The sequence below is a fragment of the Chryseolinea lacunae genome (genome assembly GCF_016735595.1).
GTDB classification, from domain to species: Bacteria; Bacteroidota; Bacteroidia; order Cytophagales; family Cyclobacteriaceae; genus Chryseolinea; species Chryseolinea lacunae.
In genome coordinates, this window is the sequence record NZ_JAERRB010000001.1 from 790480 (window position 1) to 817003 (window position 26524).

The following is a 26524-nucleotide window of genomic DNA, read 5'->3' on the forward strand; positions in this document are numbered from 1 at the left end:
GCCGCAAAAGATCGTTTCTAAATCGATTTCTTGGCGGGAATGTAACCGCATTTCCTGGCATGTCTGCTACACTAACGCTTTATTTTTCGCCATATTTGCGCCCACCAAAGGTTTATGCACCGGAGTTTCACGCGGACACGCGCCGCATTGGCTCCGGCAATCACGAAGCAAACAACATCCAACAATTACGTTAAAAGATGGCTGACGAAAAAATTATCTTCTCGATGGCGGGGGTCAACAAGATCTATCCCCCCAGCAAACAAGTTCTCAAAAACATTTACCTCTCCTTTTTCTACGGCGCCAAAATTGGCGTGCTCGGTCTCAACGGCTCGGGCAAGTCGTCGCTGCTGCGCATCATCGCGGGCATCGACAAGGAATTTCAGGGCGAGGTGGTTTCCGACCTCAGCTTCTCGGTGGGCCTGCTGGAGCAGGAGCCGCAGCTCGACAAAACAAAGACCGTAAAAGAAATCGTTGAAGAAGGCGTGGCCGACGTGGTGGCCCTACTCAAAGAGTTTGAAGCCATCAACGAAAAGTTTGGCGACCCCGCCGTGATGGACGACCCCGACGCGATGGACAAGCTCATCACCAAGCAAGGCGAAATCCAGGAGAAACTGGATGCCACCAACGCCTGGGAACTCGACAACAAACTGGAGCGTGCCATGGACGCCCTGCGTTGTCCTCCACCGGAAGCCAAAATCGAATTCCTGTCGGGTGGTGAAAAACGCCGCGTGGCATTGTGCCGCCTGCTGTTGCAAGAACCCGATGTGCTGCTCCTCGATGAACCCACCAACCACCTTGACGCCGAGTCGGTGTATTGGCTGGAGCAACACTTGAAACAATACAAAGGCACCGTCATTGCCGTGACCCACGACCGTTATTTCCTCGACAACGTGGCCGGCTGGATTCTGGAACTCGACCGTGGCGAAGGCATTCCCTGGAAAGGAAACTACTCGTCGTGGCTCGAACAAAAGCAGAAGCGCCTGGCACAGGAAGAGAAAACCGAATCAAAACGCCAGAAGGCTCTGGAACGCGAATTGGAATGGGTGCGCATGAATCCGAAGGGACGTCAGGCCAAAGGAAAGGCCCGCCTCAGCGCCTACGAAAAACTGCTGAGCCAGGAGAACCGCGAGAAAGAAGAAAAGCTGGAGCTCTTCATCCCCCCCGGGCCACGCCTGGGCAACAAGGTGATCGAGGCCAACGGTGTGGCCAAGGCATACGGCGACAAGCTGCTTTATGAAAACCTCACCTTCTCGCTCCCGCCCGCCGGCATTGTGGGCATTATCGGTCCCAACGGTGCGGGTAAGACTACATTATTCAAAATGATCATCGGCAAAGAACAACCCGACGCCGGCACATTTGTGGTGGGCGACACGGTGAAGATCGCCTATGTGGATCAGGAACACGACGACCTGGCGCCAGACGAAACCGTGTGGCAGGCCATCACAGGCGGCAACGAACTGATGGAGCTGGGCGGCAAGCAACACAACTCGCGCGCCTATGTGGGCAAGTTCAACTTCAACGGCACCGATCAACAGAAAAAAATAAAAGAGCTGTCGGGCGGTATGCGCAACCGCGTGCATTTGGCCATCGCCCTCAAGCAAGGCGGCAACCTGCTCCTGCTCGATGAGCCTACCAACGATTTGGACGTGAACACGCTGCGTGCGCTGGAAGAAGCGTTAGAGAATTTCGGGGGCTGTGCCGTGATCATCTCTCACGACCGCTGGTTCCTCGATCGCGTTTGCACACACATACTGGCGTTCGAAGGCGACTCGCAGGTGGTGTGGTTTGAAGGTGGCTTCAGCGAATATGAAGAAAACAGACGGAAACGTTTGGGCGATGAACAGCCGCACCGGATCAAGTATAAGAAATTGGTTAAATAGAAATCACAAAAGCGTCCCGACGAGTCGGGACGCTTCATTTTTTTATCAGCATGCGAAGTGTTTATACAATTTTGTTGCTCGTGTTGTCCAACACATTTATGACGTTGGCGTGGTATGGGCATTTGAAGTTCAAGGACATGAAGTGGAGTGCGCACCTGTCCATCGCCACCGTTATTCTAATCAGTTGGGGCATTGCGTTGTTTGAGTACATGTTGCAGGTGCCGGCCAACCGGTTGGGGTTTAAGGAATATGGCGGGCCGTTCACACTGTTGCAGTTGAAAATTATTCAGGAGGTGATTACGCTGGTGGTGTTTGTGGCCTTTTCGCTATTGCTCTTCAAAACAGAAACGTTTCGGTTGAATCATTTGATCGGTTTTGTGTTTTTGATTTTGGCGGTGTATTTCATTTTCAAGAAATAAGATTTCGTTTTTCGTTTTTTGTGAATTTACGCTCCGGCAGGAGCGCCCTGTCTATAGAAATTTCTGACAACCAAAGATCAGACTCCGTAGGAGTCACCTGATTTTGCCCCCATCGTCATTCCGAAAAATGAATAATGATCGATTCGGATTGTATGACGGACACGATATTCGTTTCGTTTTTACGATGGTGAATCGTAAAAAAAACTGTTCATGCTGTCGGGCGCGATGATCGAGGTGACGCGAATATGCGTGCCACGTGTAGCGCGAAGATCGATTGAATGTGTGCTGTAGCACTCTTGTTTCGTTCGTCGTTACCCCGGGTTGCACTGGCGTGCTACCCGGGGCTATTGACAGGGAACTCCTCCGGAGTTTGCCCGCTTCCATGGTTTGTGTTTTGTTCATTCTTGTTTCGGGCTCTCATGCTTGTTCATGTTTCATACTCGCCAATACTTTCACGCAGTTCTTTTGATTTGATTGTATGAAGGCTCGTGTTGTGGCGGTGTGTCCTGCTAAATAAAAAAAGGCCCCGACATGTCGAGGCCTTTGCCCATTTTCAAAAATCCCGATTAAACGATTTGAGCCCGGGCTAGTCTCCGTCCAAATTCAGATTTGGGTTGATGGTGATGTCGTTCAGTGGAATGGGGAACGTGTAGTCTGATTTGGTGATGGTGTTGAGGGGTTTCAGGTCGTTCATGTCTTTGTTGGCGTTGGCTTGTTCCACCAGTTCGAGGCGTTGAAGGTCGAACCAGCGGGTGAACTCTCCTGCAAATTCCCAGGCGCGTTCGTCTACCACGGCGTTGATGAAGTCGGCTTGCGAGAGGCCGTCGAGCGGGTCAAGTTCCGCGCGTTCACGAATGGCGTTCAGGGCATCGTAGGCATCTTCGCTGGGTGCGGCTGTGCGGGCTTGTGCTTCGGCATAGACCAGCAGCACGTGTGCATAGCGAATCATGTGCACGGGCAACGACGATTGCCAGGTGTTGTTCACGGCCAACCTGAACTTGCCAAAGTAAGGTTTCTGCTCGGCGCTGTTTTGCCAGGGAACGATGGTCCCGTCGCTCTTCACAAACTCGGTGTGGAAGGTGATGTCTTTGCGTTTGCCTTCGGGAAACTTGTTGAAGAAATGAATCTCGGCGCAAAAATCTTCCCAGCCGTTTTCTTCCTTCGGTGTGCCGGGATGTCCATAGTAGGCGTTGGTCGAGCCGCCAAAGTTCTTCGACGAGTGGAAGGCCATCACTTCTTCTTTGGTGCCGATGGCGGTGGTGGTTCCGCTCCACAGCGTTTCCAGCGGCACAAGGTCGAAGCCATAGGTGGCTTTGTTGTCGATCACTTCTTTGGCTTTGGCTGCGGCAAGTGCATACTTGCTGGCATCTTTCAGGGGCCATCCGCCTTCGGTGAGATATACATCGGCCAGCAAGGCTTTCACCGAACCTTTGTTGGGACGTCCCGGGTCGCGCTTCACGTTGCCCACCAGTTCTTCGGCTTGCTTCAGGTCGGCTTCAATCAGTTCATAGATTTCTTTCGCACCGGTTTTCTTTATGGTGAGCATGGCTTGGGTGAAATCGGCCGAGGTGATGAGGGGCACAGAGCCAAAACCACGCACCAGCCAGTAGTAGCACAGGCCGCGAAGAAAATAAGCTTCGCCCACAATCTGTTTGACCACCGACTGATCGCCGCTCACATTTTGATAGTTGTTGATGATGTTGTTGGCACCCTGAATGGTTTTGTAGCAACCGTTCCAGATGAATGCAATGTGCGAGTTGCCGGAGGTCACTTCAAACTGATCGATCTGTCGCGACCACATCTTCGGCTCGTTGCCGGCGCGGATGGTGGTGAGGTCGTCGCCACCCATGGTGAAGCTTTGTGTCGATGAATTCAGAAAGCCACGGGCCCATGTTCTCAAGATGCCCTTATACGTTCCGGTGAGGGCGGCCTCCAACCCTGCCACATCGCTGATGGCGTTGGTGCCCACAATAGCGCCCTTCGGATTTTCTTCCAGGAAATCTTTACAGCCCGCGAAGGCGGCAAACAGAAGCAGTATGATTATTTTTTTCATAGTCGGTTCGATAGGATGGGTTTAGAAAGTGAAGTTTAATCCGGCGGTGTAGGTCTTCGCGTTGGGATACGATCCAAAGTCGATGCCTTGCTGCACGTCGGTGCCGAAGTTGTCCCACGTGAGGCCGCTCACACCGCTGGAGTTCGACTCGGGGTCGATGCCCTTATACTTCGTGATGGTGAACAGGTTGGTGGCGCTCACAAAGAACCGAACCGCCGCCACATTCTTCAACACGGTTTTCGGAAGCGAATACGTGAGGCTCACATTTTTCAGGCGCACAAAATTGCCACGCTCCACAAACCGCGACGACTGAATGAACGAGTTGCTGGCCGCAGCGCTAAACGCGGGAATGTCGGAGGTTTCGTTCACGCCGGGAATGTAGCGGTTCCGGATGTCGGCAAAGATAATTTCCTTGGCGTCGGTGCTGGCCAGCATGCCGTTGGCATAGGTGTAGTTCAGCTTGTCGAAACCAAAGAAGCCCTGGAAGAAAACATTCAGTGAGAAGTTTTTATAGGTGAACGTGTTGTTCCAGCCCAGCGAGATCTTGGGTGTTCCGTTGCCGATAACCTGATAGTCTTTTTCGTTGATGATGCCGTCGTTGTTCACGTCTTCATAGCGCGCGTCGCCGGGCTTGAGGCCAAAGGCTTGTGCCTGCGCGGCCTGATCGGGTTTCCATGTTCCCAGGAAGCGGAAGCCCCACAGCGAGTTCATGGCCTGGCCTGGGATGAGCACGTTGGTGCCGAGCGGAATGGTGTCGCGGTCGCCGCCCAGACTCACCACTTTGTTTTTGATGGTCGACAGGTTCAGGTTGCTGCTCCATTGAAAGTCGGAAGTTTGTATGGGCGTGGCGCGTAATGAAACTTCCACACCCTTGTTCTGAATCTGTCCGATGTTTGATTGAATGTTATAGCCACCGATGTAGCCGGGCAGGGAGCGCAGCATGAGCAGGTCGCGTGTGTTCTTCACGAAATAGTCTACCGACACACCCAGGCGTCCTTTGAAGATGTCTATGTCCAAACCGCCATCCACTTGCTCGGTGGTTTCCCACTTCAGATCGAGGTTGCCGGGGTTGCCCATCAGAATACCCGACTTGAGTGGACCACCGTTGCCGTTAAACACCACACCGGCGTCGTCAAGGTTGGTCACGTAGGCCGAAAGTGTTCCGTAAGGGCCGATGCCCTGGTTGCCGGTGAGGCCCCAGCTGCCGCGCAGCTTCAGGTTGCTGATGAGCTCCACGGGTTGCATAAAGTCTTCTTCCGAAATCTTCCAACCCACAGCGGCCGAAGGAAACACGCTGTATTTGTTGCTGCCCTGAAACTTCGACGATCCATCGCGACGCACGGCGCCCGAAAACAAATAGCGATCCTTATAGGCATAGTTGACCCGCGCCATCTGCGACAGCAAGCTCCAGCTCGAATAGCCCGAGCTCACCGTGCTGGACGCAGACAACGAGAGGTTGTTGTAGGATTGGGATGGATACGTGAGGTTGGCCACGTTCACATTGAAACCTGTGCCGGTAAACTTCTGCGCTTCCAACACCAACGTCACATCCAGGCTGTGCACCGAATTGAAGAGGTGTTTATAGTTAAGTGTGTTTGTGTTTTGCCACGTAACGTTCTCCGACGACGAGCGGCCGGCCGTGGCCCACGTGCGCGCCACGGGAAAACCCTGAAACGCTTTGCCTTGCGAGTTGAGATAGTTCAACCCCAGTTGCACATCGAAGGTGAGGCCCTGAATGATTTCATACTTCAGGCCGGTGAGCAGGTTGGCGTTTGTGTTTTCGGCGCGGTATTCGTTTTCGTTTGTCACCGCCACCGGGTTGGCAAACAACGAGCTCACGGGATCATACAGAATGTAGTTTCCGTTGGCATCATACACCGGCGTGGTAGGTGCCCAGGCCAATGCTTGTCCCAGCGCACCGCTGCGTTGGCCCGTGCCATCGGAGTTCATGTTCTCGCGGCGTGTGCCTGTGAAGTTGAAACGCATCGAAAACTTTTGCGAGATCTGCGACACGATGTTGGTGCGCACCGCATACCGTTTAAAGTCACTGTTCTCGATGATGCCGTCCTGGTTCAGGTAGTTCATGGAAAGCAGGTAGCTCGTTTTGTCGTTGCCTCCCGAAATGCCCAGCTGATATTCGTGGCCGGCGGCCGGTCTGAAAATTTCGTCCTGCCAGTCGGTGCCTCCATTCTGGCGGAAGCCGGCAATCTGTTCTTCGGTGAAGCGGGGCACATAGGTGCCACCGTCGGGGGTAAGTGCTTTCGCGCGATCGTTGGCCACGTTGGCAAAGTCAACCGCGTTCAGGGTATTGAATTTTTTGATGAGGTGCGAACTGTAGAGGCGAACACCGAAGTCGATTTTCATCTCACCGTTCTTGCCCGACTTGGTGGTGATGATCACCACACCGTTGGCACCACGGCTTCCATAGATGGCGGTGGCCGAAGCATCTTTCAACACATCAATCGAGGCAATGTCGTCGGGGTTAATGGTGTTGAAGTCGGCGCCCACAAAACCGTCAACCACATAGAGCGGATCGTTGTCGCCGCTCAGCGAGTTGGCACCACGAATGCGAATGCGCACAGCACCACCGGGCGAACCACTGGCGTTGGTCACCTGCACGCCGGTGACACGACCTTGGAGTGCCTGATCTACACGGGTGATGGGTTGGCCTTCAAAATCTTTTTTAGATACCGAACTGATGGAGCCGGTCACGTCGCCTTTGCGTTGTGTGCCATAGCCCACCACCACAATCTCCTGCAGTGTTTTGGCGTCAGGATTCAGGGCCACGTTGATGGTGCTCTGGCCGAGCACAGACATTTCGCGTGTCTCATAGCCAATGAAAGTGAACACCAGCACTGCGTTGTCGTCGGGAACGCTGATGGAATATTTTCCGTCGGCATCGGCGGTGGTGCCGCTGGCGGTTCCTTTCAGCAACACGTTCACGCCGGGCAGGCCATTGCCTTGTTCGTCGGTCACGGTGCCACTGATGACGGTGGGCGGTTCAAAACTTTCCGGCTCGGGCAACACGGCTTGTATCTCGCGACGCTCGTCAAACACGGCCGTGATGGTGAGGTCGATCACTTTAAATTTCAGCTTGGTTTTCTGACGCATTCTGCGCAGCACATTGTCCAGACTTTCGTTGCGAAAGGTGAATGAGAAACGTGCCTCGTCGTTCCGGATCTCTTCCGGAAACGCAAACACATACGACGTCTTGTTCTCGATCGTCTTGAAAATCTCCACCAGCTTCTTGTTGCGTATGTCTGCCGAAAGCTTGGTGTCGGCCAGGTTCTGTGCATGTAGATTTCCCGCGACGAGAAACTGCATTGTCAACACCTGAATCATCATGACGATCAAACATTGCACTGACATAAACTTTAGCAGTTTAGATAGATTTATTTGCATAGATTTGTAATGGGTTGAAATAATAAACTTGTTTTGACTCGTAGTCCGGCTACCCTGCATCCGCCAAGATTCAAGGGCAACCGGACTTCCTTTTTTCAGGCCAACGCGGCCCGCAGCTTACGATGTATTCATGACGTGGGTTGATTTAGGGGTTGCATCCTTTTCCATAGAGTGTCACTGTGTTCTGGGCCGTGAACATGAAGTCTACGTGATACATATACTGAATACTTTTCAACACGTTCTCCAGGCTTTCGTCTTTGTATTGACCGTTGATGCGACACGACTTGATGCGCACGTCATCAAAGGCGATGCTCACATTATACCAGCGCTCCATCACGGCCACTGCTTCTTCAATCGTACTGTTTTCAAACAGCAAGGTGTTGTCTTTCCAGGCAAGAAACTTGTCGATGTTCACGTGCGAGATCACCAGGCCTTCCTGCTCCGAGGCATAGACCGCCTGATCGTTGGGGGTGAGTATAACGCGATTGGCACCTTTGCCATCTTCCTGCTGCTGGGGCGACGTGGCCTCCACCTGCACACGGCCCGTGGCCACCGTCACACTGATTTGCTGTTGGGGAAACGCCTGAATGTTGAACGACGTGCCCAGCACTTTCGTGGTCACATTGCCGGAGGTCACCACAAAAGGACGTTTCGGATTTTTTGTGATCTCAAAGAATGCTTCGCCCGTGAGTTTCACTTCGCGGATGTCTGCGTCGAACACTTCCGGATAAGACAAGGAACTGCCGGCATTCAGAAACACACGCGACCCATCGGCCAGGGTGATGACTGATTTTTGGCCACGGGGCGAATCGGATGTGACCCAGTGTGCAGAAGCCGGTTCAGAGAACATGCCCGCATAATAGAGCACACCCCAAACCATGGTGGCCACCAGGGCCAACGACACGGGGAGCAACACACGACGCAAAGGTTTCTTGTTGGCAGGCTTTGTTTTGTGTTGAAGACGGTTTTCGATGGAAGACCACATGGCTTCGCTGAGCCCATAGTGCTCCAGCGATTGCTTCCGTTCCTGGGCGGCGAAGAAATCATCCATCATCCGCTCTTCCGAGGCCGTGGCCTGCCCGGCAAGATACTTATCCATCAGCGCTTCGAATTCTTCTTGAGTCATGTTTCGGCGTATTGAAAGGATGTACCACAACCGTCGCCTATCCCCTATACTCGGGGGTCTTTTTTACGCAATTATTTTCCTGAAATACAAAGGGCACAGACGTTGCCTGAAAGGAGCACGTGAATAAAAAAAGGAAATTTTACAGGAAGAGCATGGCCACCATCAACACGATGCCTTCCAGCTTCGAGCGCAGGAACGTGAGGGCCTTTCCAATTTGGGCTTCAACAGTCTTGGGAGAAATTTTGAGACGTGTCGAGATTTCCTTGTGCGATAAGTTCTGATAACGACTCAGAAAAAAAACTTCCTTGCAGCGCGTGGGCAACACGGCGATGGCCTTTTGAAGTTGTTCTTCCAGCTCCTGAAAATTCAACAGCTCTTCGGTTTGATTGGCGAACTGCACTTTCTGCGCCAGCTTCAGGTGATGCTCCTGCAACTTCCCGTTGCGCAGCTGTTTCAACACCTGAAACTTGATGGCCCGCGAAAGGTAGTGCGACAAGATTTGCACATTGGACGTGTGCCGGCGATTCCACAAATCCACAAACACATCCTGCACCAGGTCCTTGGCCTGATCATCGTCGTTCAGCACGCCAGCGGCCATGCGGAACAAGCGAAGGTTGTGGCGTTCAAAGATCTCTTTCAAAGCCCACGCATGGTCTTCGCGAAGCATCTCAAACAATGCTTCGTCCGACATCTGAAACCGTTCCTGGTGGGCTGAATAATTCATGAAAAAGGGGCTGCAATCGTTTCCGAATGGATGAAGTAGTCTATTTCATCCGGCATTTCAAAGAAAAAATCAACAATAAATTAATCTGGGGCGGGCCTTGAAAGCAGGCAAAATCAGTATGTACCACAACTTCGGCCTATCCCCTACGCCGACCTGAAATAGTGTCACTTTTTTTCATCGGTCGACAACTAAAGCAGGGTCTGCTGTCCATCAACCTTGCGAAACATGAAGCGTCAACTATTTTAAAAACCGATGTTCTTTCCATCGTTTCACCACAACCTTCATCAAAAAAATAAGCAGCGACTCAACTAACATTCTGGTCGTTGACGCGCTGCTATGCTATAAAAAAAACCGGCATTTAAAACATCAAACGGCTGCGGCTAGTTATTTTCCTTCACGGCAATTTCGGCATTCGCTCTCACAGAAAGATCGCCTGCCGTCACCACCCGGCTCTTCATGCTGGGCAAAAAGGTTGACACGTGGTTCTTCACAACTTCTACCTTGCCTTGTTCGAGTTCGGCCTCATACAGCGCGATGGATTCCCGTTGACACTTCATCTGGCAATTCAGATAACACGTGTCGAACTGCATGCCCACAAAGGTGCCCAGTCTGGCAAATTGTTGCTGGTGCGCTTCGTCCATGGCGGTGTTCAGAAAAATGTGGTCATTGTCGGCAATGCGCTTCAGGTCATTGATCGCCTGTTGTTTCGCCATCATGGTCTGTTGTCCAAACGCCCGCACGGCTTCCGATGTGCCTTTCACCGCGGCGAGCCTTGCATATTCCAACTCGGCTTGATTGGCCGCACCTGCTTCAAACAAGAAAGACTTGTCGCTTCCTTCAATCATCGACTCTCTTTCCTCTTCACACGCAACCGTCATCAACCCGATGAGCGCCATTGCTAAAGTCCACGTTTTCATACGGTAAGGGATTTTTACTCAGCATTGACAATAAGAATGCCAGTGCCCATACTGCCCTTGCCACGCTAAAAAACCACATCATCGCATCACACAACACCACGAAACGATTGTTTTCCCCATAATCGCCGTTCCCACTGTAGAATATTATACCGGCCCGCGGCAACGCGAGCGTAGAAATTGCTCACCACCTACCGTGGACAGATTTCAACATCATTCCAGCAAACGAATTTGCAATCCGCGCTGCTTCGGCAAAACGGGAATGAGCATGTAGCGCGCTTTAAATGAAATGCTGCTGCACCGCCATCTTGATCAGCGTGGCGGTGTTCTTGGCTTCGAACTTGGTGAGCAAATTTTTGCGATGGGTGTCCACGGTGGTGGAGCTGATGAAAAGCTTTTCGGCAATCTCGTTGTTGGTAAGCCCTTCGGCAATGAGCACCAGCACTTCTTTTTCGCGACGCGTAATCACAGGCAGCTTAGCGTCCTTGTTGCTTTTCATGGTCACGGAAGCATCGTGACTCAAATAGATGCGGCCGTCCATCACCGCGTCAATGGCTTCGATCAGTTCGTCGCGTGTGGCGTTCTTCAGGGTGTAGCCCGAGGCGCCGTTGTCGAGCATCTTCTGAATAAAACTCTGCTGGTTAAACGAGCTCAGTCCCACAATGTGCACGGCGGGATAATTTTCTTTCACCGTCTTGCACAGGTCAATACCGCTCATGTCGGGCAGGCTGATGTCCATCAGGATCACGTCGGGCTGTTGTTGCCGGAGAAATGCAAGACACGATGCCGCCGTCATGGCATGCCCCATCCACTCCACCCCCGCCTCGTGCTGCAGCAGCGAGCGAATGCCTTCCACAATCATGTAGTGGTCGTCGGTGATAAAAATCTTTGTTGCCATGCGGTTGGTTTTGTTCCGTAGGTGCCCGGGCGCCTTGCTGTGGAATGTACGTTCTGTTTTCGAATCAAAAAAATGGAACGCACCATCATTCCTCATCACCACACAAAGTAACATACCACTGCGTCGTGCCGCGTCCTTGTTTTCCATGATTTTTCACACGCTTCACAAACGGCAGACATGCGCAATATGTCAAAAAGTTTGGGCGTGTCCCTCCGCCTGCAGGCGGAGGGACAGGCTGTCCGCTACAAGTCCTCGCCTCATCGCGCCATCCCCCGCGGCTGTGGGCTTTCCACTGCCATCCTTCACGCAGGGTTGGGTTGGTGGCAAGTGCCCCACACCCAAAGCGCATCCCATTCCATCGGCACTTGGGCAAGTTCAACTTGTTAATATAACGGTAACGTTCTCCTCGCCGCGGGGTAATGCCGGGTGTGTTACTTTGGAAGGTTAAAGTCCCTTCTCACACCTGAACCGTATTTTTTTTGACGATGAAAGACTTCATCTTGGGGTTGCGCATCCGCATCAAGTTGCTGGCTGCCTTCGGATCACTTTTGCTGCTTTCGGTCCTGCTCATCATTTTTTCGGTGTCGTCTATCGATCGGATCATCTACTTCAAGGGCATCAACGAAAAAGCCGATCTGCTGAAACTACAGCTGGAAACCATGGACCTGGCCCTTCGTGAATTCATCTATGAAGGCTACAAATCAAAATCATTCCTCGAACAGCAGCAGTCGCCGGTGTTGGACTCGTTCATGGAAAACTATGCGCAAGCCAAGATCGTGATCACCCAATTCGAGACCTTGCCGGCCGGCGCAACGGACCGAAACATTTCCCAAACCCTCATCGCCCCGCTCGACAGTCTGCAACAGAATTTCCAACAGCTGGTGGCCCTGCTGAAAACCCGCGGCTTCAAAGACTACGGCCTGGAAGGCACCCTCCGCAAAGCCATACACAACGTCGAGAACTCCGGCGTGGACTTCGACAAAAGCACCATGCTCATGCTGCGTCGTCACGAAAAAGATTTTTTCCTTCGCAAGGACCTCAAGTATCTCGACGAATTCAATCAACGTTTCGACATCTTCAGCACACAGCTAACCACCAGTGGCGGCACGGCCCTGTTGCCCCACTTGCAGCACTACAAGACAGAATTCAACAACGTGGTGGCCATCGAAAAACAAATCGGCCTCACCGAAGATCAGGGCCTTCGCGGGCGCATCAAAAACTATTTCACGGTCATTCGCCCGCACATAGAGGCCATCCGAACCCAGGTGAAAGAACGCAACGAGGCCCAGATCGACAGCACGCAATGGATCTTATGGATCATCTTCTCGGTGCAGATTGTGGTGGGCATCGCCATGGCGCTGGTCTATGCCAACCTGCTCACCCGGTCCATCAAAGAAATCCGCAGTGGCATGCAAAAGCTGGCGGCAGGCATTTTTCCCGACAAACTTCACGTGCTCAGCACCGAAGAAATCGGTCAAACCAAAATGGCATTCAACCAATTCATAGACCGTCTGCGGGCGGCCACCACCTTTGCCGAGCGCCTTGGCTCCGGCGACCTCGGCATGCGCTATGAAGACCAATATGCCAACGACGTGCTGGCGCGATCGCTGGTGAGCGCGCAGGAAAAATTGAACCATGCCGAAGAACACCAACGCAAAATAAACTGGATGAACGAAGGCATGGCCCGCTTCAACGACGTGCTGAAGAACGAAGCCGAAGCCCTCGAAACCGTGGGCGACCGCATCCTGAAACTGATGGTCGATTACCTGCATACCAACCAGGGCGCGCTCTACATTTTGCAAGGCCACGACAACGATCGTCACCTCGAACGGCTCTCCACCTATGCCTACGCCAAAAAGAAATTCACCAACGATCGCGTCACTCCCGGAACCGGCCTCATCGGCCAGTGCGTGCTCGAAGGAGAAACCATCTACCTCAAAGATGTTCCCGACGATTTCATAAAGATCACCTCAGGCCTCGGCGAGGCCACACCACGCAACATCGTGCTGGTGCCATTGCAAGTACGAAAGCGCGTGATGGGTGTGCTGGAACTGGCATCGTTCAAGATGCTGCTTCCGCACGAGGTGGAGTTTGTGGAGCGCATCGCCGAAAGCATCGCCACCCTGCTGCTCAACAAACAAACCTCGTCCGAAACACGCCGCCTGCTGGAAGAGTCGCGACAGCGCGCCGACGTGCTCTCCCAAAAAGAAGAACTGATGCGCGAAAATGCCGAAGAGCTTCTGGCCACCCAGGAAGAAATGCACCGCCAACGCGAAGCCCTCGAAGCCGAAATAAGAAGTCTGAAACAACGCCTGGCACTCGCCGAAACATTGGTGGAATCATAGGGAACGGTTGCGCGTTCACGGCCCGAATGAGGCAACGCGATCGCGAAAACCTGCGCATAAAAAATCCAACCCGATGAAGGATTGGATTTTTTTTCTTCCGAGAAGAATATCGCTTAGTTCAGCTTGTTGATTTCCGTGCGGCCAAAGATGAGGCCCTTGTTCACGCTGGCGTCGCCGTTATACGAAATCTGCGATTCGCCAAAGGCGTTTATTTTCAGTTGGTCCTGGGTGCTCAGTTTAAGTTTGCTTTCACCAAAGATGTTGGCGGTGGCCGAATAGCTTTTCAGTTCCTGGGTGTCGATTCGGTTGTCGCCAAACAATTTGTATTTCTGGAATTCAGCTTTGCCGCCTTTGATCCGAAGTTTGTTCTCGCCATAGAGGCTTGTTTTCAGATAGTCGCTTTTCACAGAGGCCAGCGTAATTTCGTTTTCACCATACGCCTTCAGCACAAACTTTTCGGCGGTGAGCGGGCTCTTGCAAGTGAGTTCCTGGTTGCCGCGAATTTCCAGGTGTTCCAATTGTCTGTAGGTCACATAGGCCGTCACGGTCACATCGTGATAGATGCCTCTCCGGCCGTGGGGCGACACGCGTTCGTTGCGCTCGGTCACTTTGGCGTCTTCGAGGTAAACGCGCAGGGTATGCCCGTGAACTTTGATGTTGATTTTGTCGGCATTCACATTGGAGTAGACCAGGCGGATGCTTTCGTGGTCGCCCTGTTCCAGAATGAGGTTGATTTTGGGTGAGGCCACCACTTTGCGGAAGGGCTTCAGGTCGCGCGAAATTTCTTTGGCATCTTGCGCGGCGAGGCTCAGGCTGGCAAACAGCAGCGCGGCGAGGAGGGTGTTTCTTGAAAAGGGTTTCATACGGGAGAATGCTTTTAAAATGTTAAGGGGGTTTGAGCAGAGACAACAGACGCGGCCTTTACCCCTATGCTACGTTCACAATTTTTTTCGACCGTTCCGGAACAGCCACATAGTCTAGACTTGGAAACGCGGACAAAGGTTGCACCTGCCCCCTATTCATTTCGCAAAGATTTCACAGGGTTGCCCCGCGCAGCCCGGCCGGCCTGATAGCCCACCGCAGCAAACGCGATGACAAAACTGATGACGCCGGCCAGCAAAAACGCCAGCCATGGAAACGAAATCCGGTAGGCAAACTGGTTCAGCCAGACATACACAGCCCAGGCTGCCACGGGCCAGGCCAGCACATTGGCCGCCACCACCAACTTCAAAAAATCGCGGTTCATCATCAGCACAATGTCGTTCACCGTGGCGCCCATCACTTTGCGGATACCGATCTCCTTCGTGGCCTGCTCGGCTTTGAATGACGCCAGCCCCAGAAGTCCCAGGCACGCAATGAAGATGGCCAGCGAGGTAAACAGAAAAAAGATGGTGCCCAGCTTTCGTTCTGCCGCCTGCTTCGCCTCAAAATTTTTGTCGAGGAAAACGTATTCGAAAGGCGCGTCGGGCGCATATTTTTTCCAGAATGTGCGGATCAGCGCCAGCTTCTCTTCCGTGTTTTCCTTTGTGATGCGGATGGCCATCTCCCAGTTTGGCTCCGGCCCCAGCACCACCGCCAGCGGTTGCACGGGCTCCTTCAACGATTGAAAATTAAAATCCTGAAGAATGCCAATCACTTCGCGCGCGCGTCCATCGTGGTCATAGTTTGTAACGAGCTTTTTCCCCTTAAATTTTTCCCAGCCAAGTTTTTTTGCCGCGGTCTGGTTTAGGATGATCGCGTTGCTGTCGCTGGCAATCTGGCTGGAAAAGAAGCGGCCCTCGGCCAGGGTGTAGCGCATGGTCTCCAGGTGGTCGGCATCCATTTCGTAGACCGCCAGCAAATATTCCGTCTTCGAATCGACTGGGCGAAACACCGACTGCCAGTCGACCTGAGGTGGCAGGCGGTTGGCGTAGCTGGCCGAGCTGATCTCGGGATAACTCATCAGCTCCCGCTTGAAGGTGATGCCATTCTTGCGAAGGTTCTTGGTGTGGAGCAGGTTCACCACATTGGCTTTGTCAAAGCCCAACGCGGCGCGCTGAATGAAACGCAATTGTTCATAGACCGCCAGCGTGGCAATGATCAGCACCGTGGAAATAAAAAACTGGAACACCACCAGCACATTGCGCAGACTAAAACCCTTGCGGGGAATGCGCAGCTTGCCCGTGAGCACTTCCACCGGGTTGAACCGCGACAGGTAGTAGGCCGGATAGCTTCCCGCCAGCAACCCCACCAACATCACAAATAGCACGAGGCTCGTAAAAAACACCGGACGAAAAAGCGTTGTGACGTGAAGTTGTTTTTCGGTGAAATAATTGAGCACCGGCAACAACACCACAATACCAAAAAGCGACAGTCCAACCGAAATCAACACATAACAATACGACTCCACCAAAAACTGTCCCACCAGTTTGCCATAGGGCGCACCCACTGTTTTGCGCACCCCCACTTCCTTGGCCCGCGTAGACGACCGGGCCGTGGACAGGTTCATGAAGTTGATGCAGGCCAGCAACGTTACCAGCACGGCAATGGAGCCAAAGATGTAGATGTATTGAATGTCGCCGTTGACTTCGATCTCGTCGCTCAGTTGCGAGTGGAGGTGAATGTCGGGCAAGGGTTGGGCAAAAAAGTGGAGACGGTTTCCCCGCGATGTGAACGCAACCCAATCCTGGTGTGTGCCTTGTCCCACTTCGCGTCCCACATTCTTTTCGGTGAGCGCGTTAAACTTTGCCATCGCGCTGTCGGGCGAAGCGCCGGGTTTTAGTTTGGCATACGTCACCAGCTTGCGTGTCATCCAGTCGCCGGTGTTGGCTTCATCCCACGAAATGAGCGACAGCACAAGCGTGAACCGGAAATGCGAATTCAAGGGAGGGTCTTCGGCAATGCCCGACACTTTCACGATATAACCCTGCGCCAGCACCAACGATTTTCCGATGGGCGTTTTATCACCCTTGCCCTTATAGTCGAAGTAGCGGCGGGCAGCCGATTCGGTAATCACAACCTTGCCATCGCCGTGCAGCACCGAGTCGGGATGACCTTCCACGAGGTTGAAGTGAAAGAACCTGAAAAAATTTTCGTCGGCCAGCAACAGCTTGGCTTCGGTGAACACGCGATCCTGATACCGCACCGGAAACGTGGCCCAGCACGCCATGCGCAAGGTGCTTGCCACATCGGGAATTTCTTTTTGCAGCGCGGCTGCCACGGGGCCGCCGGTTTGGGCCGAGCTGAACGTGCGCCCTTCAATGGCGCCGCTAAAACCGATGCGGTAGGTGTCGTCTGCATCGGGATGAAAACGATCGTAGCTCAACTCGTCGCGTATGTAGAGAATGATCAGCAGCGTGCACGTGATGCCGATGGTGAGGCCGGCGATGTTGATCATGGAATACCCCTTGTGCCGGAGCATGAACCGAAGAACAATTTTCAGGTAATTCTTAACCATTGTTTTTAAACGCTACCAATATACTAGATTCATAGAGGTAGTCCACGGCTTGTCACTGCTTCGGTTTCATTTTCTACGCGATACACCATCATCACGGTTTCGAGGTCGTAGCATAGCCCGGGCCGTGCAACACCACGCCGCTCCGCGTTCCGTTGTGTTTGCCGTCTTCAATCACCAGTTGTCCGTTCACGATCACATGGCGGAAGCCGGTCGAAAAAGAATGCGGCTGGCTAAACGTGCTCTTGTCGCCCACGGTCTTTTCATCGAACACCACGATGTCGGCGGCGAGGCCTTCGCGAATCATGCCGCGGTCGCGAAGCTGAAATTTTTGGGCGGGTAAGGAGGTCATGCGCCGCACCGCTTCTTCGAGCGTGATCACATGGAGCTCGCGAACATATTGCCCCAGCACACGCGCATTGGTGCCATAGGCACGCGGGTGTGGCACGCCCGAACCAAAGCGGGCAATGCCTGCGTCGGAGGCAAACATGTTGTAGGGGTATTGCATGATGTTCTTCAGGTCGCTTTCGTTCATGCTGAAGTACACCATTTGTGCGCTGCCTTTCGCCACCATTTCCAAAATGGTTTCGGCTTCGTCGGCGGCTTTGGGCTTGCGGCCTTTCAGCACGTTCACTTCCGAAATGGTTTTGCCGTTCACGGTGGTGTCGGCACCATAGCGGGCCACCACGGCATAGCTATAGCTCTTCAGCAGTTTACGCTTCAGCGTTTCCAGCATTTCGGTTTTTATTTTGGCGCGGATGGCCGGTGTCTTCAAGCGATATTGCAACGAGTCGTCGCCACCGGAAAATGCCCATGAAGGCAACACGGTGTTCAGCGTGGTGCTGCTGGCCACATAGGGGTATTGATCGATGGTAACGTCGATGCCGTCGCGCCGGGCTTTCTCCACTTGCGCCAGGGTGTTCACCGATTTCCCCCAGTTGGGTTTGTACGTCACTTTAAAGTGCGAGATCTCTACGGGCATGTTGGCTTGTCGCCCGATGTTGATGGCTTCTTCAATGGCCTCGGTCACATGGTCGCCTTCGTCGCGGATGTGTGAGGCATAGACGCCGTTGTATTGCGCGGCGGCTTTGGCCAGGCCAATCACCTCGGGTGTTTTAGAATACGTGCCCGGAACATAGATGAGTCCCGTTGAAAAACCCACGGCACCATCGCGCATGGCTTTTGCCACCAGCGCTTCCATTTGTTTTTGTTCATCGGCCGAAGGGTCGCGTTGTGCATCGCCCATCACCGCGCGGCGCACGCTGTTGTGACCCACAAGGGTAGCCACATTCACAGATGTTTTCACGCTGTCGAGTTGCATGAAGTAATGATCGAGCGCCGTGTTGGATGAGCCACAGTTTCCCGTGACCACTGAGGTGACGCCATCAAAAACAAAATTGCCGGCCATGGGCACCTTCAGGTCGTTGCCTTCAATATGCGTGTGCACATCCACAAAGCCGGGAGCTACAATGAGTCCTTTCACATCCAGAACTTTGCGGGCGTCCGGAGAAACGATTTTTCCCACGGCCACAATTTTACCGTTGCGTATTGCCACATCGCCATAGAACCACGAGTTGCCCGAGCCATCCAGAATTTTTCCGTTTATCAACACCAGGTCATAGGGTTGGGCCAGCAGCGGATGGATCAATACCATAGCAAACAGCAGAACTAGGATGGCGCGCATGACGGTGGAGGTTTAGGAATCTGAAAATAAAAAGAACAAACGCCATTCATCAAAAATACTTGATCAGTGGTAGAGGAATCGTGTGAGGCGGCGCGGATTGTTATACAAAACAAAAATGCGTGAACCCCGGCCAGGGTTGGTTGCCACAGGTTATCTTTGCCGCGCATGATGTCAACTCGCCAACAACTCCAGAAGACCCTCGAACTCATCAAACTCGAACGCCAGGCCGACCTGGAATACTACCGGCAGAAAGTGTTGCTCCGCTCGCTCAACCAGCGCACACAGGATGGCACCACGTGGTATCCGGTGCGCCTCAAGCGCGACTACATCGGCACCGGCGAACGGCTCATCATAGAGGTGGAACGCACGGGCCGTCACGAACAACCTCACGCCTTTCAGAGCGGCAAGTCGGTGAGCGTGTTTTCGAACAGTGCGGGCAAACCCGAACGCGACCACATTGGCGGCGTGGTGAACTACGTGCGCGACGACAACATGGTGATTACCCTCAACGCCGAAGAACTGCCCGAGTGGATCGAAGACGGTCTGCTGGGCGTAGACGTGATGTTTGAGGAAATGACCTATCGCGAAATGGAGTTCGCCCTCAAGGAAGTGATCAAAGCCGAAGACAACCGCGTGGCCGAACTGCGCGAAATGTTGCTGGGCGATGCGCGCGCCAAACGCGACAGCGACTATGTGAGAAACAGCGTTACTGTGGCGGGCCTCAACGATCGCCAGCAACAAGCCCTCGACCGCATCGACGGCATGGACGTGGCCTTCATTCATGGCCCACCCGGAACCGGCAAAACCACCACGCTCGTGCAAGCCATCGTGCGCACGGTGGGCGTGGAGAAACAAGTGCTGGTGTGCGCCCCGAGCAACGCCGCAGTCGATCTGTTGACGGATAAACTCAGCGAACAAAATATCTCTGTAGTGCGCATCGGCCACCCCGCGCGTGTCACGGAACAAACCCTCAGCAAAACACTGGATGCTCGCATCGCCGAACATCCACACTACCAGGAGCTGCGCACGCTCAGAAAAAAAATGGAACAGGTGCGCAGCGCAGCGTTCAAATACAAGCGCGAGTTTGGCTACCAGGAACGCCAGCAACGCAAGATGCTGATGCAGGAATCGAAAGCGTTGAAAGCCGACGCCGACTTGCTGGAGTTTTATATTGTGAACGATCTGCTGCAAAACACGCAGGCCATCTGCTGCACCCTGGTGGGTTCGTCGCACGCGGTGTTGCGTGGAAAAAAATTCAGGACCGTGTTCATCGATGAAGCGGGACAGGCGTTGGAGCCTGCATGCTGGGTGCCCATTCTCCGCAGCCATCGCGTGGTGCTGGCGGGCGATCACCAGCAACTTCCGCCCACCATCAAATCAAATGAAGCGGCAAAGCAAGGGCTGGCCCAAACCCTTTTTGAAAAGGGCATGACACGGCAACCCCACACGACCACCATGCTCACGGTGCAGTATCGCATGCACGAAGCCATCATGAAATTTTCGTCGGCTTATTTTTATAGGGATGAGTTGGTGGCCGACGACAGCGTGAAGCACACGTTGCTGCGCCCCAACCAATCGCCCGTGGAGTTTATCGACACGGCGGGGTGTGGCTATACCGAAGCACAAGACAAAGAAACGCTGAGCCGCTTCAACGAAGAAGAAGCCCGTTTGCTGTTGCGCCAGGTGGAAGCATTGGTAGAAGAAATCGGAACCGACGTGTGGCTTGACCAGGGGATCACCATGGGCATCATCACACCCTATCGCGCGCAAGTGGACTACTTCCAAAAACTTGCCGAGGCTTCGGCCATTCTCGAACCATTACATCGTCTCGTGGCCATCAACACCGTGGATGCTTTTCAGGGACAGGAGCGCGACGTGATCGCCATCAGCTTTGTGCGCAGCAACGACAAAAGCGAAGTGGGTTTTCTCGGCGACATCCGCCGCACCAATGTGGCCATGACCCGCGCCCGAAAAAAACTGATCATGATCGGCGACAGTGCCACGCTGGGTGCACACCCGTTTTATCTGGAGCTAATTGAGTATGTACAGGCCGGAGGATTTTATAAAAGCGCATTCGAAATCATCTACTAAACCAACGCGCCATACGATTGAAAATTTTTATTTTGTATTTTCACTTTCAAACGAACCTCATGAAAACACTTTGTAGACCGATGATGCTGCTGGTCTTGTTGGCCCTCACCGCCTGCAAGCACGATGCCTACAACAGCGACGACGGCCTGGCCGCCATCACCCCCACCGGACTTGCCGCTACCATTCAATCGCTTGCCTCCGACGAGTTTCAAGGACGACGCCCCTTCACGGCCGGCGAAAAAACTACGTTGACATACCTCGAAGAACAATTCAAAACCCTGGGGCTCGAACCCGGCAACGGCACAAGCTATTTGCAGGAAGTGCCCATGGTAGAAATTCTTCCCACGGCCGACACCACCATGGCCGTGAAGAGCACAAAGAAAAACATCACCCTCTCCGGATTCAAAGACTACGTGCTCTGGTCGCAACGCACCGACTCGTTGCTTTCGTGGAAAGACGAAGAGCTTGTGTTTGCCGGCTTTGGCATTGTGGCACCGGAGTATAACTGGAACGATTACAAGGATCTTGACGTGAAAAATAAAATCGTGCTGGTGCTGGTGAACGATCCCGGCTTTGGCGGCGAAGACACCACGTTCTTCAAAGGCAACACCATGACCTACTATGGACGGTGGACCTATAAATTTGAAGAAGCGGCGCGCCAGGGTGCCAAGGGTTGTCTTGTGATTCATAACACCGTGCCGGCCGGCTATGGTTTTTGGGTGGTGCAAAACAGTTGGAATGCGCCCCACCTCTATCTCGACCCGCGTGGCAAGAATCAATACTTCTGCGAAGGTGTAGGATGGACATCGATGCCGGCCACCGAAAAACTTTTCGAAGCGGCAGGCCTGAACTTTGGCGAATGGCAATCGAAAGCACGACAGCCGGGCTTCAAAGGTTTTTCACTGAACACCAAGGTGAGCACACAGGTGAAACTGAAGACCACTTACAATAAATCATACAACGCCATCGCCAAAATCACGGGCAGCGAGAAACCCGACGAATACATCATCTACACGGCGCACTGGGATCACTTCGGCATCGGCAAACCCAACGACGCGGGCGACTCCATCTACAACGGCGCGGTAGACAACGCCGGCGGTGTGGCCACCATGATGGAAATTGCCAAAGGCTTTAAGGCACTGAAAAACAAACCCAAACGCTCCATTGTGTTTCTCGCCGTGACAGCCGAAGAGCAGGGCCTGTGGGGCTCGGCCTACTATGCACAAAATCCGGTCTACCCCGTCGGGCAAACCGTGGCCAACATCAACATCGATTTCACCAACGTGTATGGCCGCATGAAAGACATCACCGTGATCGGTCTTGGGCAATCGGAGTTAGATGACTATCTGAAAGAGGAAGCTACAAAGCAAGGTCGCTACCTCGCGCCCGATCCCAACCCCGTGGCCGGCATGTATTTCCGTTCCGACCACTTCAACTTTGCCAAGGTGGGCATCCCCGCGTTGTTCTCCGGCAACGGCATCGACCATGTTGACAAGGGGAAAGATTTCGGACGCGAAGCCGAAGCCGAATACACGAAGAACCGCTATCACCAACCCAACGACCAGTTCGATGCGCAGTGGGATCTGAGCGGCGCTGTGGAAGATGCCAAGCTCATGCTCCAGGTGGGCAAGCGCCTGTCGTTCGAAGAAAAATGGCCGCAGTGGAAAAGCACATCGGAGTTTAAATCGCTTCGCGAACCCAAAAAATAAAATCACATCACAAACGTCCGGCCCACGCCGGACGTTTTCGCTATCACTACCATGACATTCTCCGAGCAGATTTTGAATTTCTATTCCACGCTGCACATCGCACAAAAACTTCCAAAGGGCGTGGAGGTGCTTCATCCCTACAAAGACGAAATGGCAATGGCGTTGTGTAAAACTTTTTATAACCAGTATTACGGCGATCAGAAAAAACGCTTCATCATCATGGGCATCAATCCGGGTCGGCTGGGCGGCGGGCTCACCGGCATTCCCTTTACCGACCCGGTGAAGCTTGAAAAATATTGTCACATCCCGAACGACCTCCCCAAAAAAGCAGAGTTGTCGGCCGACTTCATCTACGCCATGATTGAAGCCTTTGGTGGTGCAAAAACATTCTACAAAAAATTCTACATCAGCGCCGTCAGCCCGCTGGGCTTTATGAAAGACGGAAAAAATCTGAACTACTACGACATTCCCAAACTTCAGGAAGTGTTGAAGCCCTTCATCGTAACATCCCTGCAAACCCAACTCCCGTTTGGCATCCACACCACAACCTGCTTCTGTCTGGGCGAAGGGCAGAACTATAAATACCTGAAACGCCTCAACGACGAGCTACAGATTTTTGACACGGTGGTGCCTCTGCCCCACCCGCGCTTCATCATGCAGTATAAGCGAAAGAAGGTGGCTGAATATGTAGACCTCTATCTTGAAAAGTTGAGCGTCTAACGGGCCCTATAAAAAGCTTGGTCTATGTATTTCTGCGTTTCGCGCCGCGCACTGCTTCGGCCGTCCACGGATCTTCGGGCCAATGGTGGCGCGGGTAGCGCATGCGCATTTCCTTGCGCACTTCGTGATAGGTAGTTTGCCAGAAGCTTTTCAGGTCCTGCGTCACCTGCACGGGTTTGTAGCCTGGCGACAGCAGATGGAGAATGATTTTATTTCTGCCTTCGTTCACCGCGGGGGTTTCCTGCAAGCCAAACACTTCCTGCAAGCGCACTTCAATGAACGGCGGCCTGCCATCGGAAGCATAGTGAAGTTTTATCATGGACCCGCTGGGCACGGATAGTTTAGGAGGAGCCAGCACATCGAGGCGACTGTTGAGGTTCCAGGGAATGAGGCCGGCCAAAATCTGATCGAGCGGAAGTTTGTTAAAATCCTGGCGGCGGGTCACGTTTTGTAAATAGGGCGCCAGCCACTCGTCGGTGGTTTGCAACAGATGTTCTGCGCTCACGTCGGGCCAGCCGTCGTCGGGGCGCCAGGTGCGCAGGCTCATCACGCGCGCTTGCCACGCGTCGTGTGTTTCTTCCCAGGGCAACATTTTCAGTCCTTCGGCCTGAACGGCCTCACACAATATTTTTATGCGCAACGCCTCCGACACGTTGGTGAGCGGACGCGTGGCGAGCAATGCATTGCCAATGCGTCTTTCCAGCACCGCCGTGATCATACCTTTCTCAGCATTCCACGACACCACTTCTTTTTCTTCGGCGCGGTGCACAAGATCTTCTTCGTCGAGCGGGGCGGCGAGAAAAATTTTTCCTTCGCCCGTGCCGCTGTCCAGTTGGGCCACGGCAAGCCACGTTTCGCGCATCAGCGGGTCGTGGTCGGGCAGGCGCACCACGCGGCCGTTGGCAAGTTTATAGCGCACGCCCGATTTTTCCATTTGGCGGGCAATGCGTTCGGGATAGGCTTCGGCCAGCAAACGTCCCACATCCGAGTCGATGGGCATCGCGTTGTCGGCGGCAATCTTGAAGATCTTTCGCCACGACAAGGCTACACGCTCAACCCGTTCCAGCGACTGCCGGTCGGCATTGACGCGTTCGCCCGCGCGCCACTTTCTCAACACTTCCACGCGCAGCGACACGTCTGCACCCGCGGTCTTTGCCATGGGGTCGCGTTCTTCCAGCAACGCGGCGATGTCGGTTGCCAGGGCCGTGAGTGTTCCACCTTCCAGCAACATGTGTGCTATGCGCGGATGGGTTGGCAGCCGAAGCATTTCACGACCACGCGCGGTGATCACGTTGCCCACAGTGGCACCAAGCTGCTGCAACAGTTCTTTTGCCTGATTGATGGCGCCCGCGGGTGGTGGCGTGATCCACGTGAGCTCATTGATATTCTGAACACCCCAGTTTGCCAGCTCCAGCATGAGTGGAGCAAGATCGGCTTCTAAAATTTCGGGTTGGCGATGTGGTTGCAAGGTGTGATGCAACGTCTCGGGCCACATCCTGTAGGCTATGCCCGGCCCAAGCCTGCCCGCACGGCCCGACCGTTGATCGGCCGCATCGCGTGTGACGCGAATGGTTTCCAATCGTGTCAGTCCACTGCGCGGATCAAATTTCGGGACGCGCGCATAACCACTGTCCACCACGGTGGTGATGCCTTCGATGGTGAGCGAGGTTTCGGCAATGGATGTGGCCAGCACCACCTTGCGTTTTCCTTGTGGGTGTGGTGTGATGGCCTCCTGCTGTTTCTTGAACGGCAGGTCGCCATAGAGCGGGTTGATGCTCACGTCTGAGTTTTCGGTTTCCAGCAACTCGGCCACACGATGGATGTCGGCGGTGCCGGGTAGAAACGTGAGGATGTCGCCTTGTTGTTCGGTCAATGCCTTGCGAATCACGCGCGCGGTGGCGGGTGCGAGGTAGGTGTCTTTATCGGGTGCGGCATAACGCAGCGACACGGGATATTGTCGTCCGAGGCTGGTGATGATGGGAGCGTTGCCAAGCAGCGACGAAATTTTTTCGCCGTCGAGAGTGGCCGACATGATGAGGATGCGCAGGTCGTCGCGCAGCACATTCTGGGCCTGAAGACAAAGCGCGAGGGCGAGGTCTGCATGGAGGCTGCGTTCGTGAAACTCGTCGAAGATCACGAGGTTCACGCCTTCGAGGGCGTTGTCGTTTTGCAGCATGCGGGTCAGTATCCCCTCCGTTACCACCTCGCAGCGTGTGCGGCCGCTCACCACGCTCTCGAAGCGCACGCGGTAGCCAATGGTTTCGCCGGCGTCTTCGTTGCGCAGGGAGGCCATGCGGTGGGCTACCGAACGCGCGGCCAGTTTGCGCGGTTCCAGCATAATCATCTTGTTGCCCTGCAACCAGGGCTCATCCAGAAGCATCAACGGAAGCACTGTACTTTTTCCGGCACCGGGCGGCGCCTGCAAAATCACCACGCGGTGGTGCAGCAAGGCTTCTTTCAGTTGGGGAACAATTTCCTGGACGGGATATGAAACAGACATGGGCGCAAAATAAGCATTAATCACCGCGCCATCGGCACGCTGAAAACAGAGGCAGGCGTTATTGCAAATCGATGTGATAGACGTCTTGCTGGTTGCGCTGGATGTTCTTCACGTGAAATCCTCCCGGCTGCGGAATTTCCTCGATCAGATCGAACACTTTGCACGACTTGGGCAGGCCCGAAAAAATGAGCAGGAAAGAATGGATGTGATGATCGGGAATGGCCGTCCACATGGGGGCGATGGTGATGTTTTCGGCGTGAAGCAATCCCGCTCTGGCACCCGACGTGTGGTCTACCAGAAACGTGGTCTTCCAGATTCTCACCAACGCGTCGCTATAGTGATTTTCGAAATAACAATGCACGTAGACATACGAATCTTCCAGCATGTTGGGTGAAATGGACAGCAACACCTCCGGATCGATGGCCGGCCTCGCAATGGCTGGCGCAGGTTTAACGATGGTTTTGGCCCGGCTCTCTGGTTTTGGGTGGTGTATGGAAGTGTCCATGGAAAAGATTGTCGCTACAAATTTCGCGTTCTTCCGGAAGGATGTCAACCGGGTTGGTGAAAGATTTGATATGAACCCGCCAAACGCTATTGCCAGCGAGGTTTTTTATGTATTGACGGCA

At 53.7% G+C, this 26524-nt stretch carries 17 protein-coding genes; 6 read left to right on the forward strand and 11 right to left on the reverse strand.

Going from position 1 to position 26524, the window contains the following annotated elements; genetic code table 11:
- Positions 1–197: 197 nt before the first annotated feature.
- The gene (gene ettA / locus JI741_RS03020; protein ID WP_202007246.1) at positions 198–1880 is read left to right on the forward strand and encodes an energy-dependent translational throttle protein EttA; all 1683 of its coding nucleotides are present in this window, start codon (positions 198–200) and stop codon (positions 1878–1880) included.
- 50 nt (positions 1881–1930) lie between these two features.
- Positions 1931–2299, forward strand: a complete 369-nt coding sequence (locus JI741_RS03025; RefSeq protein WP_202007247.1) for a DMT family protein — start codon at positions 1931–1933, stop codon at positions 2297–2299.
- 586 nt (positions 2300–2885) lie between these two features.
- On the opposite strand, the gene JI741_RS03030 is transcribed toward JI741_RS03025, so the two are convergent.
- From JI741_RS03030 to JI741_RS03055, 6 genes are all read right to left on the reverse strand, one after another.
- Complete coding sequence (locus tag JI741_RS03030; RefSeq protein ID WP_202007248.1) at positions 2886–4352, reverse strand: RagB/SusD family nutrient uptake outer membrane protein; 1467 nt, start codon at positions 4350–4352, stop codon at positions 2886–2888.
- A gap of 21 nt (positions 4353–4373) precedes the next feature.
- Complete coding sequence (locus tag JI741_RS03035; RefSeq protein ID WP_202007250.1) at positions 4374–7721, reverse strand: SusC/RagA family TonB-linked outer membrane protein; 3348 nt, start codon at positions 7719–7721, stop codon at positions 4374–4376.
- 178 nt (positions 7722–7899) lie between these two features.
- Entirely contained in the window at positions 7900–8880 is a 981-nt protein-coding gene (locus tag JI741_RS03040) for a FecR family protein (protein ID WP_202007252.1), read from the reverse strand.
- Positions 8881–9019: 139 nt separating this feature from the next.
- On the reverse strand, positions 9020–9604 hold the full coding sequence (locus JI741_RS03045; RefSeq protein WP_202007254.1) for an RNA polymerase sigma-70 factor: 585 nt from the start codon (positions 9602–9604) through the stop codon (positions 9020–9022).
- 380 nt (positions 9605–9984) lie between these two features.
- Complete coding sequence (locus tag JI741_RS03050) at positions 9985–10521, reverse strand: DUF4142 domain-containing protein (protein ID WP_202007256.1); 537 nt, start codon at positions 10519–10521, stop codon at positions 9985–9987.
- 277 nt (positions 10522–10798) lie between these two features.
- Entirely contained in the window at positions 10799–11416 is a 618-nt protein-coding gene (locus JI741_RS03055; RefSeq protein WP_202007258.1) for a response regulator, read from the reverse strand.
- A gap of 485 nt (positions 11417–11901) precedes the next feature.
- Between JI741_RS03055 and JI741_RS03060 the strand changes: the two genes are divergently transcribed.
- On the forward strand, positions 11902–13761 hold the full coding sequence (locus JI741_RS03060; protein WP_202007260.1) for a GAF domain-containing protein: 1860 nt from the start codon (positions 11902–11904) through the stop codon (positions 13759–13761).
- Positions 13762–13874: 113 nt separating this feature from the next.
- On the opposite strand, the gene JI741_RS03065 is transcribed toward JI741_RS03060, so the two are convergent.
- The 3 genes from JI741_RS03065 to JI741_RS03075 all read right to left on the reverse strand — a co-directional run bounded on the left by JI741_RS03065 (position 13875) and on the right by JI741_RS03075 (position 18878).
- On the reverse strand, positions 13875–14624 hold the full coding sequence (locus JI741_RS03065; RefSeq protein WP_202007262.1) for a GIN domain-containing protein: 750 nt from the start codon (positions 14622–14624) through the stop codon (positions 13875–13877).
- Positions 14625–14776: 152 nt separating this feature from the next.
- Positions 14777–17197, reverse strand: a complete 2421-nt coding sequence (locus tag JI741_RS03070; RefSeq protein ID WP_202007264.1) for an ABC transporter permease — start codon at positions 17195–17197, stop codon at positions 14777–14779.
- Between the two features lie 91 nt (positions 17198–17288).
- A complete protein-coding gene (locus JI741_RS03075; protein ID WP_202007266.1) occupies positions 17289–18878 on the reverse strand; it encodes an N-acyl-D-amino-acid deacylase family protein in 1590 nt (529 codons plus the stop codon).
- Between the two features lie 165 nt (positions 18879–19043).
- Here JI741_RS03075 and JI741_RS03080 point away from each other — a divergent pair, with 165 nt between their 5' ends.
- From JI741_RS03080 to JI741_RS03090, 3 genes are read left to right on the forward strand one after another with little or no spacing between them, the layout of a single operon-like run.
- Positions 19044–20969, forward strand: coding sequence for an AAA domain-containing protein (locus JI741_RS03080; protein WP_202007268.1), 1926 nt, complete (start codon positions 19044–19046; stop codon positions 20967–20969).
- A 59-nt stretch (positions 20970–21028) separates the two neighbouring features.
- Positions 21029–22678, forward strand: coding sequence for a M28 family metallopeptidase (locus tag JI741_RS03085; protein ID WP_236675852.1), 1650 nt, complete (start codon positions 21029–21031; stop codon positions 22676–22678).
- A gap of 51 nt (positions 22679–22729) precedes the next feature.
- Positions 22730–23398, forward strand: coding sequence for a uracil-DNA glycosylase family protein (locus tag JI741_RS03090; RefSeq protein ID WP_202007269.1), 669 nt, complete (start codon positions 22730–22732; stop codon positions 23396–23398).
- A gap of 22 nt (positions 23399–23420) precedes the next feature.
- Here JI741_RS03090 and hrpB read toward each other — a convergent pair whose 3' ends face one another.
- Complete coding sequence (gene hrpB, locus JI741_RS03095) at positions 23421–25898, reverse strand: ATP-dependent helicase HrpB (RefSeq protein ID WP_202007271.1); 2478 nt, start codon at positions 25896–25898, stop codon at positions 23421–23423.
- A 58-nt stretch (positions 25899–25956) separates the two neighbouring features.
- Positions 25957–26403, reverse strand: a complete 447-nt coding sequence (locus JI741_RS03100) for a hypothetical protein (RefSeq protein ID WP_202007273.1) — start codon at positions 26401–26403, stop codon at positions 25957–25959.
- Between the last annotated feature and the right edge of the window lie 121 nt (positions 26404–26524).

Excerpts from the sequence above, each read along its gene's own strand:
- JI741_RS03075 (WP_202007266.1), bottom strand. The coding sequence starts at position 18,878 with ATGCGCGCCATCCTAGTTCTGCTGTTTGCTATGGTATTGATCCATCCG.
- hrpB (WP_202007271.1), bottom strand. The coding sequence starts at position 25,898 with ATGTCTGTTTCATATCCCGTCCAGGAAATTGTTCCCCAACTGAAAGAA.
- ettA (WP_202007246.1), top strand. The coding sequence starts at position 198 with ATGGCTGACGAAAAAATTATCTTCTCGATGGCGGGGGTCAACAAGATC.
- JI741_RS03070 (WP_202007264.1), bottom strand. The coding sequence starts at position 17,197 with ATGGTTAAGAATTACCTGAAAATTGTTCTTCGGTTCATGCTCCGGCAC.
- JI741_RS03025 (WP_202007247.1), top strand. The coding sequence starts at position 1,931 with ATGCGAAGTGTTTATACAATTTTGTTGCTCGTGTTGTCCAACACATTT.
- JI741_RS03090 (WP_202007269.1), top strand. The coding sequence starts at position 22,730 with ATGACATTCTCCGAGCAGATTTTGAATTTCTATTCCACGCTGCACATC.
- JI741_RS03080 (WP_202007268.1), top strand. The coding sequence starts at position 19,044 with ATGATGTCAACTCGCCAACAACTCCAGAAGACCCTCGAACTCATCAAA.
- JI741_RS03040 (WP_202007252.1), bottom strand. The coding sequence starts at position 8,880 with ATGACTCAAGAAGAATTCGAAGCGCTGATGGATAAGTATCTTGCCGGG.
- JI741_RS03060 (WP_202007260.1), top strand. The coding sequence starts at position 11,902 with ATGAAAGACTTCATCTTGGGGTTGCGCATCCGCATCAAGTTGCTGGCT.
- JI741_RS03100 (WP_202007273.1), bottom strand. The coding sequence starts at position 26,403 with ATGGACACTTCCATACACCACCCAAAACCAGAGAGCCGGGCCAAAACC.
- JI741_RS03035 (WP_202007250.1), bottom strand. The coding sequence starts at position 7,721 with ATGTCAGTGCAATGTTTGATCGTCATGATGATTCAGGTGTTGACAATG.
- JI741_RS03045 (WP_202007254.1), bottom strand. The coding sequence starts at position 9,604 with ATGAATTATTCAGCCCACCAGGAACGGTTTCAGATGTCGGACGAAGCA.
- JI741_RS03030 (WP_202007248.1), bottom strand. The coding sequence starts at position 4,352 with ATGAAAAAAATAATCATACTGCTTCTGTTTGCCGCCTTCGCGGGCTGT.
- JI741_RS03055 (WP_202007258.1), bottom strand. The coding sequence starts at position 11,416 with ATGGCAACAAAGATTTTTATCACCGACGACCACTACATGATTGTGGAA.
- JI741_RS03065 (WP_202007262.1), bottom strand. The coding sequence starts at position 14,624 with ATGAAACCCTTTTCAAGAAACACCCTCCTCGCCGCGCTGCTGTTTGCC.
- JI741_RS03085 (WP_236675852.1), top strand. The coding sequence starts at position 21,029 with ATGAAAACACTTTGTAGACCGATGATGCTGCTGGTCTTGTTGGCCCTC.
- JI741_RS03050 (WP_202007256.1), bottom strand. The coding sequence starts at position 10,521 with ATGAAAACGTGGACTTTAGCAATGGCGCTCATCGGGTTGATGACGGTT.